The sequence below is a fragment of the Rosenbergiella collisarenosi genome (assembly GCF_018494085.1).
In the GTDB taxonomy this organism is placed as follows: domain Bacteria; phylum Pseudomonadota; class Gammaproteobacteria; order Enterobacterales; family Enterobacteriaceae; genus Rosenbergiella; species Rosenbergiella collisarenosi.
In genome coordinates this window covers 1-13,933 of record NZ_JABBFP010000018.1, presented here as the reverse complement: position 1 = coordinate 13,933, position 13,933 = coordinate 1, and the positions used below count along the sequence as shown (strand labels likewise).

Sequence of the window (13,933 nt, the reverse complement as noted above, 5' to 3'; positions counted from 1 at the left end):
TGAAATCGGTAGACACAAGGGATTTAAAATCCCTCGGCTGTAAGGCTGTGCGGGTTCAAGTCCCGCCCTGGGCACCACCGGTTCTAATGTATAAAAATGAGCACTCTGTGCAAATTTGCTTAACCGCCGAAAGGCGGTTTTTCTTTTCTGGTACGATAAATTCTTCTCTTTAAGAGCCGTATTACCGGCTCAGCACTCCCAGCCTTCAATGACTACTCATCCCCACCATAAACTGCGAGCAGTTTGACGCACTTGATGCAGACTGAATCTGCTGTTCGTCCAATTGAAAAGCATCTCCTGCCGCACTGCCCGATAGATTTTTTTGCGACGCCTCGCCAAGAAAACGTACTTGGTCTGGCGCGAGTAGCTTGTTATCTACCGCGGTATTAATCACACTGCAGGTGGCATTAATAATGTTGTATCGACCGGTAGTGGCTGAGTTGATCAACCATCCAGCCATTGCACCCAGAATTACCCATACACCGGTTGAGGCCACTTTCTTTAAAGACATTATTAATCCCTTATTCACCTTCTAAAGACAGACACGGTAGGTTTGCGGACTTACCTAGCGCATGAGTCAATTATAATATGAGGGATTATCGCTATTGTCACGGTGCCTAAAAGAAAGTCGCTAAGCGTAACGTAATATTTTTATCCTGTTTGAAGCCGGATTCGGTGTGGAGATCTCTGCCCACGACGACTAATCCTTGTAGACGCGGGGTGAATAAATAAGACATCGACGCCCGCAGATACAGCGTTCTTTGCGTATCATGTTGATTCACCTGCGCAACCGACGTCTCCCCGCCAGATAGGTAGCCTAGTCCTGCACCAATATGTGAAAGAGGTGAGTAATCATAGCGAAGGTAAGCTTGATACTCATAGAGGGGTTTCTCACGCATCGTCTCTTTATCCGCACCAAAGCGATTGTTATGCGAAAACCCACTGACGTCCGCTGCCGTATCGACCGCCCACTGTTCGGTAAAATGGTGAATATAGCCAGCCTGCCACAACATGCGCCAACGATTTTCGCCGACGTTTAACGCCTTGTCGTGATCATAATCCCCGGTCGGTAGATATAAATAAGGGCCGAAGGAAAAGACATCTTGTTGACGATTAACCTTGGTCAACAACGGCGTACCAAGAATCAAATCCCCAACCCCCTGATGACTTCCCAGCGCTCTTACATCACCGCTGGCGTGTAAATCGCCATAAGGCAGGATAAATTGAGGCTGTAGCACCGTATCTTGCCCAATACTGAAAGAGTGAAAAAATCTTAGTAGTTCGACTTGGGTACGTAACTTTGACGAACTCGACAGTTTTTTGTCCTGTAAATAACGTTCGTGGCTGTCGCTATATTTGGCGTAGAGACTCAGTACACTGCCCCCTGCCGGGATGGGCTCATAATCACCTGGGGCTATCTCCAGTGAAAAGGCCTTGACGCTAAAAAAGAGGATGGTGAAGGGTAAAGCCCTGTATGCTCGCCTGTGATTTATCATAAGGTTACTCCCAGAAATAATGAGGCTGACTAAAGCATCAGCCTAAAAGGATCTATTAATCTTGCTGAGGCTTTTCCTCTGTCGAGGCGGGCGTGAAGCACTCATTCGGGGTATCACTAAACGGAAGTACACAGGCACTCGGCTTGTTATTAAACAACAAACGCAGCACGTCAGGTCGTGAGTAGTGGCCAACGGGATCGGCGGCGGATTTGGCAAAGATTAGCGCGGCAGGGTCGAGCGTCGCATACAGTATTCCCTCTTCATGCTCGCCTAATGGGCTGGCAAGTTCTGAACCATCTGGCCCGAAAATGCGGGCATGACCACCTCCCGCCTCCAACATTCCGCGTTTTAACTCATCATCACATAACCTATCGAGCATCTGTGGCGAGACGATGGCGCAAGGGGCAATGACGAAGCACTGTCCTTCTGCGGCATAGAGCCGGGAGGCGGCGATGTTTACGTCAGGGCCAAGCGCAGCGGTACCTTGGCGATAGAGGCTAAAGCTTGGCCAGGCACCAATATGGATCTCTTCATGCTGGGAATACATGGCATAACGCGTAAGCGGTTGCAGGTGTTCCCAACAGCAGAGTGCGCCAAGTGTACCGATAGGGCTAGGAAAGGTACGAATAGAGGAACCATCGCTCTCCCCAAACAAGATCCGCTCTACGTGGGTCGCTTTCAACTTACGACGAACGCCGACCGTCTCCCCTAGGTCATTAATTATCCACTGACCGATATAAAGTGAACCATGATCACGCTCGCTATAACCCAATACAACATAAATACGATTATCGCGTGCGGCTGCACTGATTTTCGCTGCCTGAGCGCTGTTTAAATCGAGAGAATTTTGATGATATTGCTGTATCCAATGCATATAGGTTGCCGGTGCCCCGAGCCATAGAAACCACGGGTAGCCGGGGATCCACGTTTCTGGAAAGGCAATTAATGTCGCGCCATTTTTTGCTGCTTCTTCAATGAGGGCGATGGTTTTCTCGACGGTGGCATCGAGGTCCATAAATACGGGGGCCGCTTGCACGCAGGCAACTTTTATCGAAGCTTTCATCAGGTATTCCTCAGTAGTGTTTTCAAAAAGCTTAAGACTAATCGACGTTTACCGAGTAGGACGAGAAGGAACCATTTATTGATTTAACCGGCAGGAGATAATAGGAACGAAAATTGCATTAAACTAATAACGTTGCAGAGTCGAGAGGTGCATGATGTTATCTCAATTTGATACTACCCAATTACGCCCACAAGATAGATACGATTATTGGCAGGATGTCGTGTGTAACACCTTCGTCCCGCTACGCTGTAAAGTGGATAACACACGCGATTTTAGTGCAACGTTAGAAACCCGAGAGTTGGCCAATGTCAAAGTCGTCTCGATTAGCGCATCGCCGCAGCGAGTGGAACGCGGGAAAGACCATCGTTACTCTGCGGCCGATGAATTTATATTGGTCAGCTTGGCGCAACGTGGGCGTGCCTGTATTCATCAAGATAATCGAGAGGTTAATTTAGCGGCAGGAGAGTTTTGCCTTTACGACACAAGAAAGCCTTACCAGCTCAGCTTCACGGAGCATTTTCAGCAAACGGTAATCCGGATTCCCTATCGCACTTTGGTTGACCGCACCGGACTGCTAGATAATCTTACGGCGCTTCGGTTTTCTAACCAACATCCCTTTGGACGCTTAGCCTTCGATTTTTTTATGGGCGTAGCGGCACTGCCCGCTGAGCAATCGTCGTTGGTACAAAACAAGATTGCGGAGCAAAGTCTCGACTTACTCGGGATGGCCATCTCGCCCTATCTTACTGAGAAAAAATCCGCCTCGCTAAGTCGTGCAACATTATTGCATCGAATCAAACAGCATATCGGTAAGCATCTCGATAGCCCCGATCTTACCTTGACTCAGGTCAGTCAGCACTTCGACATTTCCAGTCGCTACATGAACCAGCTATTCAACGATGAACAGACCACCTTTGGTCGCTTTGTACTCATGAGTCGGCTGGAGTCCTGTGCATTTAGGCTGCGCCAAGCACACTACGATCATCTGACCGTGAGTGGTATCGCTTATCGGTTTGGTTTTTTAGATATGGCGTATTTCAGTCGAGTATTTAAGGCTCGTTTCGGCATGACCGCAAGAGAACTGCGGGCGGCGAGTCGACAACATTCGACTCAAGCATAGAATCTCGGTATGTTGGCGGATGATAAAGTGATCGACGTGACCCATTAATCGGTCACGCAGATATTTTATATTACTCATCACCCATCATTCTCGGTAGCTCCATCGGTGAATGGCTCTTAATATCGCGTCCAGATGGACGTTGGAAAATACCTAATTGAAAGAAACCCGCCGTGGCATACATAAACTCAAAAATCTGCGATTGCGTCTCTTCATACTCATTCCAAAATACGTTCGACGTAAAGCAGTAAATCTCGATCGGTAGTCCTTCAGCGGTGGGACTAAGCTGCCTGACGACTACATACATATCGTTGCAGATATCCTCCCGCTGGCGTAGATAGCTTAGAATATACCCGCGGTAGAGGCCTAAATTGGTAATCCCTTGATTTACCGATAACGCAAGATTTTGGCGGATATAATCGGCGATCTTATCGCCGATAATCGTCTGCTGTGGATCGAGGGCCTCGGCGAGAGCAGTACTCGCAAAAGAAATACTGGATTGATCGATGAAAAAGCTGCGCTTAATCCGCCGTCCCCCCGAGGTAAACATCGGCTGCCAGTTAGTATAGGTCTCGGTGATGAAGTTCTTGGTCGGTACTTGCGATAACGTATTATCCCAATTACGAACAGTAATAGTGTGTAGGGCGATATCTGTTACCTCACCACTGATATTCGCTACCGGCATCTCAATCCAGTCCCCTATCTGGATCACATGTGACGAGGAGACTTGGATATTCGCCACCAGCGAGATTAAGGTGTGCTGAAACACCAACATTAACACCGCCGCGATGGCACCTAAACTGGAGATAATAATTCCGGGCGACTTATTCGAGAGCGTGGCGATCACCAGGATCGTGGCGATGGAAGAGACGACTATCTTGCCAATCTGTACGTAGCCTTTAATCGACCCTGCCTTGGAACCATGCTTACGGGCGTAGACGTCTTTAGTGGTATCCAATAATTCATTAATCAACATCGTGATATTGACGATAAACAATACGCCACAGATGGTGCGGATCGCCTCGACCAAACCGCTTGATAACCCTGGTATAAACTGAGAGAGAAAATAGACGGTGACAACGGGAATGATGTTGGCTAAGCGTCGAGTTATCCGTAAATCTTTCTTCTGAGTGTCACGCTGACTATTGGTATGCAGGATAAATCGTCTGACAATGCTAAGTAAGAAGAACTTACATATCACTGAGGAGATAAATCCGGCGACCAGCATCAAAATCACCGCTAGCAGGGAGTAAGTCACAGGATTATTGAGAACCCAGTGCCAGAGAGATAAAAGGTCTTGCATGAAAATACTCAGTAGTTATCGACGTTGGGCTGACGATCATCAATTTTTTTTAATTTTTTTTCTAGCCTAAAAATGGTTTTATCATCAATACAGCGAAAAAAATGGTAAATTTTTCGGGTAACACTGCCTCGCGAAGCATTGCTTAGGACGCTGCCATGCATAAAAGCCGCGTTTAAAACGGTAATTATGCATATGTACCACACTCCTTTTGTGGCAGTGACCGTAAACCTTTCTTCAACAGCCCCTATTTTTCAGAATAACGAAGCGAAAAAAAAAGTGTTTAAGCCACTAGTCTTGATATAGATCAAGGTAACTAAGTAATTAAAAAAATAATAAAAATGCCAGTTTATTGATATTTGTCATATTAATTTTCGTAACTTAATTTTCTAAAATAATTTTTTTGATTATTCGTGCTTATGGTTTTTTTATATTACGCTATTTTTGTAAAAAATACATTATTAACTCAGGTTAATAGGTTTATTAATATTGCATTTATTGATCATTGATATTTTTCTTAAAAATAAAAAAGTCATATTAATCAGGTATTAATGAGTTATTAATTGACGTGGGTCAATCTTATATATTAATTACCCTTATCTTTACATAGCTGTCGCTGTGGGGTGTGCGCTATAGCTGAGTAATTCATCTTCTGATAAGATTATTACTATATACATATCCTCTTTCTGAGGTTGTTGAGCAATGCTGCGCTAGGTAATTGAATAAGTAATCGCGATAATTCTTTATTATGAAGAGTATGGCACTTTATCTTTTACTTTATCGAAATAATAAGCGCTAAATAAGTGGTTTCTATTTTCGTTCAGGCAATAAATAGTTCATCTGTGCACTCCTTTGTAACAGGGGGTAGAGAATTCTTATGTTAGTCATTGGCCTATTGAAATTAATCAGACCGCATCACTCTGAGGTTAAATAATGAAGAAAGTAAAAATAGGCTTAATGGCGATAATGCTGTTGTCAGTAGGTCAATCACTTTGTTGCGCAGCCGAGACCCCACTCGGTTGGGCTGCACCGCTGCCGACCACGACATTGAAAGATACTATCATGTTCGCCTTCCAACGAGATCCGTCAGTCGGTCAACAAGCTGCCCAGGTCGGTATTGGTCAAGCACAAATTGACCAAGCACGCAGCGCATGGATGCCCCAATTATCGTTAAGTGGTAGCGCAGGCCATAGCCAGACAACAGATTCCAGTGGCTCTTTAAGTAACTCGACGACGTGGGGGATGAGTTTAACCCAATTGGTCTATGACTTTGGAAAAACGAACAATGCGATTGACCAGAGTGCGGCACAACGCAATAGCTATCGTTATCAACTGATGGCCACGCTCTCTTCAGTGGCTGAAAAAACCGCCTTAGATTATGTCGAGGTGCAACGCTATAGCGCCTTAGTGCAAGCGGCTCAGCAAAATATTCTGGCACTACAAAGTGTTTCTCGTATGGCGCAACTCCGGGCGCAGGCTGGTTTAAGTTCGACGTCAGATGAACTGCAGACGCGGACGCGGGTAGCCGGTATGCAAGCGACCCTTCAACAATACCAAGCCACCTTAATGAGTGAGCGGGCAAAATTAGCCGTCCTGACCGGTATGAATGCCTCAGAGTATGCGCCAATACCGTCGACTATTGCGATCAAAGATACGTCTCTAAACGATATTGATTACTCATTAATTCCTTCGGTACTGGCCGCGAAAGAGATGGAATCTTCCGCACAATACGGTATTCAAAAAGTCCGTGCACAATACTATCCCACGGTCAGTGTTCGCGGCGGGCGCACCCGTTACCAATCCAGTAATCGCTCTTATTGGGATAACCAAATTCAGCTCAACGTCGATGCGCCAATTTATCAAGGTGGGGCGGTTTCGGCACAAGTTAGGCAGGCGCAGGGAGCGAAAGAAGTGGCTGCTACGCAAGTTGACCAAGCACGTTTTGATGTCCTACAAAAAGCCTCCGTTGCCTTGGCTGATTGGCAAGGCGCACAAGCTCGTATCAATGTAAATAAACAACAGGTCCTGAATGCCGATCAAACTCGCGAAGTATATAAAAATGAATACACATTGAATAAAAGAAGTATCAACGACTTATTGAGTGTTGAGCAGGATGTTTGGCAAGCCATCTCCTCGCAGATTAATTCCGAATATGATTCATGGGCTGCAGCCATTAATTATGCAACATCGCTAGATAATTTATTACCGTTATTGGGAATTGAAAAAAACACTCGAGCGGCACTACCCGAATTAAATTAATAAATTCAAATTTATCAGTAATTTACCCATGACTGTGGCTTTGAAGAGTAATTAGAAATGATTACTCAGGGATGCTTCATAGTTTTTTAATACCAGGAGAATAATGTGAAAACATTTGATATCGATGTTATCGCGAGGAAAACGGCAGAAAAATCCGTTTTACACGCACAAGGTAATATGGCCTTAACCCTGACCGCACCAAGCGTTGTAGAAATTCACGGGCAAGCACAGGATGTAGTGAAATATAGTCGTCAGGGTAAGGATCTCCTGATTTATATGAAAGATGGCAGCGTTATCCGTTGTAACGGTTACTTCGTGGAGGATGCACAATCACACGCTCACTCTGAGTTGGTGTTCAACGATAATAATCAACTTACCCATATTAGTTTTGACGATATGGCGCAAGGCACGGAACTGAGTGCAACGCCATTGGTTGCACATAGCACTCCGATTGACAGTATTGAACCTTTATTAGCGCAGGAAGGCGTATTCAGTGATCTGCCTTGGGGATGGATTGCGGGTGCGGCAGTCGGGGGTGGGGCCTTGGGCGCCTTACTGTCTAGCGGGGGGGGACACTCTAAGACTAAAGTTATTGATAATACCCAGCCAGTAGAAAAGGCGACGCCAACGTTTAACGTCACCGATAATCAAGGCGACAAACAAGGGTTAGTAGCCACCAACACCACTATCGATGATAACACGCCAACCTTTAGCGGCACGGGTGAGCCGGGCGCGACCATTCAAATTAAAGATGGTGACGGCAATACTATCGCTAGCACTATGGTCGACAGTAAAGGGTCTTGGACCGTCAATTTACCGACGCAAACCGATGGTGCGCATAGCTGGTCAGTCACACAAATTGACGGCACCAATACCACCTCTGCAGGGTCGATTGATGTCACCATCGCCACCGCCAAAGCCCAGCTGGTGATTAATACCATTGCGGGCGATAACCAACTAAATACCGATGAGCATCAAGCCGATGTGACGATCTCTGGATTAAGTCAGCAGCTGGCTGAAGGGACACAAGTTACGGTATCGATTAACGGTAAAAATTACACGGCAAGCGTTGACCAATCAGGGCAGTGGAGCGTGGTAATGCCTGGCGAGGACGCTAAAGCCCTTGCGGATGGCAGTTGGACCGTGACCGTCACGGCGACGGATAGTACCGGCAACCATATTACGCAAACGCAACAAATTACCGTGGATACCCAAGCACCCACCTTAACACTGGATACCGTAGCAGGCGATCAAGTGGTTAATGCCACCGAGCATCAAGCGGCGCTGATTCTATCGGGGGCCTCGAACGCTGCCAGCGGTACGAGTGTTACAGTAACCTTTGGGGCGCAAACCTATCAGGCTACCGTCGACGATCACGGCAAATGGCAAGTTTCTGTTCCTGCCGAAACGGTCAATAGTCTGACTGATGGCGATTATAGCTATACCGCTTCAATTACGGACCAAGCGGGTAATACCACAACAGTCAGCAGCCATTTCGTCGTCGATACTGTTGCGCCGATCATCACTATCGATGCCTTTGCTGGCGATGATGTCGTCAATAGCGACGAACAACAGGTCGCGCAACTGCTTACCGGTAAAGTCACGGGTGCCGCGGCAGGCGATATCGTCAAGGTGAGCATTGGAGGGACCGACCTTCAAGGCGTTGTGGCAGCAGATGGCACCTGGAGTGTCGGCGTGCCTGCAGCGATTTTCGCCGCGCTCGCGCAAGGTCAACACTCCGCCACCGTCTCCATCATCGATGCGGCAGGCAACACCGGAAGTGCCACGCATGATTTCACGCTGAGTGGGGCTGCTCCGACCTTATCGATTGAAGCAATTAGTCAAGATAACGTCATCAATGCCAATGAGGCACTTCAGCCGTTAGCCCTGAGTGGTAAGAGTAATTTAGCCGATGGGACAGTCGTCACCGTCAGCCTCAATCATATCGACTATCAGGCCACCGTGACGCAAGGTGTGTGGAAAATCACCGTGCCCGCGACGGATGTGATGCATCTTGATAACACCTTGTATACCGTCACCGTAACAGGGTCTGACAGTGCGGGTAACCTAGGCAGCGCACAAGCCAGCGTATTGGTCGATACCCATCTGCCCCAAGTGACCATTGATGCCTTCGCGACCGATAACCTCGTCAATCACGACGAAATTGCCGTTGATCAGACGCTCAGTGGTCGGGTCGTCGGTGCCGCGGCAGGGGATAACATTACTGTCACCCTTGGCGGCAAGACCTATACCACCACTGTTGAAAAAGATTTAACCTGGCATACCACTCTCCCTGCGGCCGATATGGCGGCACTGGGTGATGGTAAAATCGCTATCGATGTATCGGTCACCAATGCTCACGGTAATACAGGTGATAGCGCGCTGGGTATCGATATCAATGCTCAACTGCCAGGACTGCGTATTGATACGGTCTCTGGCGATGACGTCATCAATGCCCTCGAACAGCAGCAAGATCTCACTGTAACCGGAAACAGTGAACATCTGGATGCAGGTACGATCATTAGCGTAACGGTTAATCAAATCGTTTACAGTGCGGTCGTGGAGGATCAAGGGCATTGGCAAATTGGGATCCCGGCGGCAGAGATGGCTCACTGGCCAGCGGGCGCATTATCTATTACCGCAACCGCTAGCGACGCGTACGGTAATCAAGCGGCAATTACCCACCCTATTACGGTCAATAACGATCAGCTTGCCCTCACCATCGATACGGTGTCGAGTGACGATATGATTAATGCTGCCGAGCAACAACAAGCGTTAGTCCTGTCGGGTAAAACGCAACAGGTTGAAGCCGGACAGAGTGTCATTATCAAGTTTGCTGGACAGCTGTTCACCGCCAGCGTTGAAAAAGATGGTTCCTGGCATGTTACCGTGCCTGCCGCAGCAATGAGTGGCTTAACTGAGGGCCGCACTGAGATTTCAGCGTCTGTTGCAGATGTCAGTGGGAATAGTACAGAAAGCTCTCGCATTATCACGGTTGATACCCAGCCTCCCTCTATCGCGATTGACACGGTTACGGCGGATAACCAGCTCAATGCCAGTGAAGCACAGCAACCCTTAGTTATCAGTGGATCGTCAACGGCGGAAGCGGGTCAGAAAGTGACCGTCACACTTGGCGGCAAAGCCTATTCAGCAACGGTTGATAAGCAAGGTCACTGGCAGGTCACTGTGCCATCTGACGATCTGGCCGCGTTACCGCAAGGGAATAATGCGGTCACCGCAACCGTATCGGACATCGCAGGAAATGCGTCGAATTCCTCTCATGACTTCACCGTGGACACTTTCGTGCCGGTTGTCACGATTAATACCGTGGCGGGTGATGATGTCATCAATGCGGCTGAGCATCAACAAGCCCAAATTATCAGCGGTTCAGCGACTGGCGGTGCCGCGGGCGATACAGTAACCATTACCTTAAATGGCCAAAGCTATAGCGCAGTACTGGATGCACAAGGACAATGGAGTACAGGCATCCCAAGTTCAGCCGTCGCCGCGTTACAAGAAGGTAAAACCCAAATCAGTGTTACTGTCACTGATCATGCCGGCAACACCGGAACGGCGACTCACGATGTAACGGTCAATACGCAAGATCCAGCGTTGGCGTTCAAACCTATCGCTGGCGATAATGTGCTGAATGCCGATGAGCATCAGGCCACCTTAACCCTCTCTGGACAGAGCAGCGATTTAGCCGAAGGGACGAGCGTAACCGTCGTTATTGCAGGGAAGTCTTACACTGCGACCACAGACAGTCAGGGCAATTGGTCGGTAACCTTATCCGCTCAAGACGTTAGCGCATTACCGGAAGGCCAACTTTCGATTTCAGCAAGTGCAACGAATGATGTCGGCAACAGCGTCAGCTCGACGACGACTATCACGGTCGATACGCATCTGCCGACGATCAGTATCAACACGACCGCTGGCGACGATGTGATCAACGCGAGTGAGTTAGCCAGCGGACAAACCCTGAGTGGCAAAGTCAGCGGGGCAGCAGCAGGCGATACCGTGACCGTACATCTGGGCGGAAACACTTACACCGCAACGGTGGCGAAGGATCTGACATGGAGTATTAATGTTTCCAGTGACGATCTCACGGCGATGGGTAACGGACCATTGACGGTCGAAGCCTCAGTCACCAACCAACATGGCAACACGGGTGATGCACAACACGCGATAAGCATTGATGCCAACTTACCTGGGCTGCGGGTCAATACTGTGGCGGGTGATGATGTTATCAACACGATTGAACATGATCAGAATCTACTCATCACCGGTTCTAGCCAAGGGATTGCGGAGAACAGTACGTTAACCGTAACCATTAATGGCAAGACATACAGCGCCAACGTGATGGCGGATGGTAGTTGGAGCGCGGCGGTCCCGAGCAGCGATGTCAGCACGTGGACGGCAGGTAGTCTACAAATCGCAGTCAGTGGCGAAAGCAGTGCCGGGAACCCAGTTAATATTCTTCATCCAGTCACCGTCGACCTTGCCGACGTGGCAATCAGTATTAACACCGTAAGCAATGACGATGTACTTAATGCAGCCGAAAAAGGTCAAGATCTCGCATTAAGTGGCAGTACTCATGATGTCGCAGAAGGCAGTCAGGTCACCGTGAGTGTTGCGGGGCATCAGTACACGACGACAGTAGAGAGTGATGGTAAGTGGGCGGTGACCGTCCCCGCAGCGGATATGGCCACTCTCCATGACGGAATAAGTCATGTCGAGGTGAGTGTCACTACACCTACCGGTAACAGCGCGCAAGCGGGTCGGGAGATCCAAATTGATACGCAGCCGCCGAGTTTAACGATTGATAACCTGACGCAAGATAACGTCCTCAATGCCCAAGAGTCGAGCAGCGACCAGCTGATCAGCGGTAGCAGCACGGCGCAAACGGGCCAAGAAGTGACAGTTAGCCTGAACGGTAAGAACTATAAGACTACCGTCGATGCGCAAGGACATTGGCAGGTCAAGATCCCCGCAACTGACCTGCAAGCCTTAAATGAAGGTCAAACCTCGATCAGCGCGACAGTCGCGGATAAAGCAGGTAACAGCACGCAAGCTGAGCATAGCTTCCAAGTCGACGCTCAAGCACCAGTGATTGCCATTGATAAGGTGGCGGGCGATGACATCATTAATATCGATGAACATAGCCAAGCGCAAATCATTAGCGGTAGTGCAACGGGTGGCGCTGCAGGTAACAGTGTTACAGTGACTATCGACGGGAAAACCTATACCACAGTATTAGATGCTGCTGGGAAGTGGAGTGTTGGCGTTCCTGCATCCGTCATTTCTGGTCTACAGGACGGTAATGTCAATATCGCTGTCACGGTCACGGACACGGTGGGTAACGTCGGTAAGGCAAGCCACGACATTACTGTCGACACCGGATTACCCTCCATCAGTATCAATTCTGTCACGAGCGACAACGTCATCAATGCTGCAGAAAAAGGGCAAGATCTGACGCTATCGGGTAGCACCAGCCATATTGAACCGGGTAACACTGTAGTGGTTGCTTTTGCAGGAAAAAGCTATTCAGTGGTGGTGGATGCAAAAGGAAATTGGACGCTGTATGTGCCTTCTTCAGCCTTAGCCTCTCTCAAAGAAGGTAGTGCACAGGTACAGGTTTCCGTGCATAACGACAGCGGTAACAGTGCGCAAGCAAGCCATGAGTTTATGGTCGATAGCTTAGCACCGATGTTACAGCTTGACCCGATTAGCACCAATAACGTTGTGAATGGGCAAGAATCACAACAGGCTCTGACGTTGACGGGAAGTACCTCAGCAGAAGCGGGTCAGACCGTCAATGTGACGTTTAATAATAAACAGTACAGCGCAACCGTTGAGGCGAATGGTTCATGGTCGCTCACCGTTCCACAGGAAGATGTTGCAGCATTACAAGACGGCCAATATCAGGTTTCTGCCAGCGTAGAGGATAAAGCGGGTAACAGCTCAACGTCTGCGATCGACCTGCTGGTCGATATCACTGCCCCTGTGACAACCATTGCGACAGTAGCAGGCGATGATGTCGTCAATGTTGCCGAACATAGCCAAGCATTGATTATTCAAGGTCAGGCAAGGGGTACGGAAGCGGGAGATACCGTCGCGGTGACCCTAAACGGCAAAACCTATAACGTGATCGTTGACGCACAGGGTCAATGGAGCCTCGGCATTCCAGCGACGGATGTCTCAGCCATGAGCGAAGGCGATTATCAGGTGACGGCGACGGTAACTGATAAAGCGGGTAATAGCCAAAGCATCACGCACGATATCCATGTTGAGTTAACCGCACCGGTACTGAGCATCAATACCATTGCGGGCGATGACATTATCAACAGCACGGAGAAAGGCCAAGATCTGACTATCACCGGGCAAGCGACTGGGCTGGCCTCAGGCGCGACAGTCACCGTTAACCTTAACGGTCAGCAGTATACCGCCACCGTTGATGATAAAGGGCAGTGGAGCACCGTGGTACCTGCCGCCGATGTGGCGAATCTGGGTGAAGCCAACTATTCGGTAACGGCTACCGCGATAAATGATGCAGGTAACAGCGGTAATACTTCCCATACCATCACGGTCGGTACCCAGACGCCATTAGTCACCATCAATACCGTGGCGGGCGATGATGTGATCAACGCCAGCGAGCTGGCCGCAGGGCAAACCCTGAGCGGTAAAGTCAGTGGTGCGGC

The 13,933-nt window shown here is 48.8% G+C and carries 7 protein-coding genes; 3 read left to right on the top strand and 4 right to left on the bottom strand.

The window, feature by feature from the left end; all coding sequences use genetic code 11:
- Positions 1 to 205: 205 nt before the first annotated feature.
- The 3 genes from HGT70_RS16255 to HGT70_RS16245 form a co-directional block, all read right to left on the bottom strand.
- Entirely contained in the window at positions 206 to 511 is a 306-nt protein-coding gene (locus HGT70_RS16255; RefSeq protein WP_071434925.1) for a hypothetical protein, read from the bottom strand.
- 106 nt (positions 512 to 617) lie between these two features.
- Positions 618 to 1,496, bottom strand: a complete 879-nt coding sequence (locus HGT70_RS16250) for a transporter (RefSeq protein ID WP_214196557.1) — start codon at positions 1,494 to 1,496, stop codon at positions 618 to 620.
- A 55-nt stretch (positions 1,497 to 1,551) separates the two neighbouring features.
- Positions 1,552 to 2,559, bottom strand: coding sequence for a carbon-nitrogen hydrolase family protein (locus tag HGT70_RS16245; RefSeq protein WP_214196556.1), 1,008 nt, complete (start codon positions 2,557 to 2,559; stop codon positions 1,552 to 1,554).
- 151 nt (positions 2,560 to 2,710) lie between these two features.
- Here HGT70_RS16245 and HGT70_RS16240 point away from each other — a divergent pair, with 151 nt between their 5' ends.
- Positions 2,711 to 3,679, top strand: coding sequence for an AraC-like ligand-binding domain-containing protein (locus tag HGT70_RS16240; protein WP_214196555.1), 969 nt, complete (start codon positions 2,711 to 2,713; stop codon positions 3,677 to 3,679).
- A 70-nt stretch (positions 3,680 to 3,749) separates the two neighbouring features.
- Here the strand turns inward: HGT70_RS16240 and HGT70_RS16235 are convergent, their stop codons facing one another.
- Positions 3,750 to 4,979: a mechanosensitive ion channel family protein gene (locus HGT70_RS16235; protein ID WP_214196554.1), complete on the bottom strand. Its 1,230-nt coding sequence runs from the start codon at positions 4,977 to 4,979 to the stop codon at positions 3,750 to 3,752.
- A gap of 963 nt (positions 4,980 to 5,942) precedes the next feature.
- Here HGT70_RS16235 and HGT70_RS16230 point away from each other — a divergent pair.
- On the top strand, positions 5,943 to 7,235 hold the full coding sequence (locus HGT70_RS16230; protein ID WP_277753446.1) for a TolC family outer membrane protein: 1,293 nt from the start codon (positions 5,943 to 5,945) through the stop codon (positions 7,233 to 7,235).
- A gap of 105 nt (positions 7,236 to 7,340) precedes the next feature.
- A partial coding sequence (locus HGT70_RS16225) for an Ig-like domain-containing protein (protein WP_214196553.1) occupies positions 7,341 to 13,933 on the top strand: 6,593 nt, incomplete at its 3' end.

Bases quoted from the DNA above. Each gene is read 5' to 3' on its own strand.
- HGT70_RS16250 (WP_214196557.1), bottom strand. From the start codon at position 1,496: ATGATAAATCACAGGCGAGCATACAGGGCTTTACCCTTCACCATCCTC.
- HGT70_RS16240 (WP_214196555.1), top strand. From the start codon at position 2,711: ATGATGTTATCTCAATTTGATACTACCCAATTACGCCCACAAGATAGA.
- HGT70_RS16235 (WP_214196554.1), bottom strand. From the start codon at position 4,979: ATGCAAGACCTTTTATCTCTCTGGCACTGGGTTCTCAATAATCCTGTG.
- HGT70_RS16245 (WP_214196556.1), bottom strand. From the start codon at position 2,559: ATGAAAGCTTCGATAAAAGTTGCCTGCGTGCAAGCGGCCCCCGTATTT.
- HGT70_RS16255 (WP_071434925.1), bottom strand. From the start codon at position 511: ATGTCTTTAAAGAAAGTGGCCTCAACCGGTGTATGGGTAATTCTGGGT.
- HGT70_RS16230 (WP_277753446.1), top strand. From the start codon at position 5,943: ATGCTGTTGTCAGTAGGTCAATCACTTTGTTGCGCAGCCGAGACCCCA.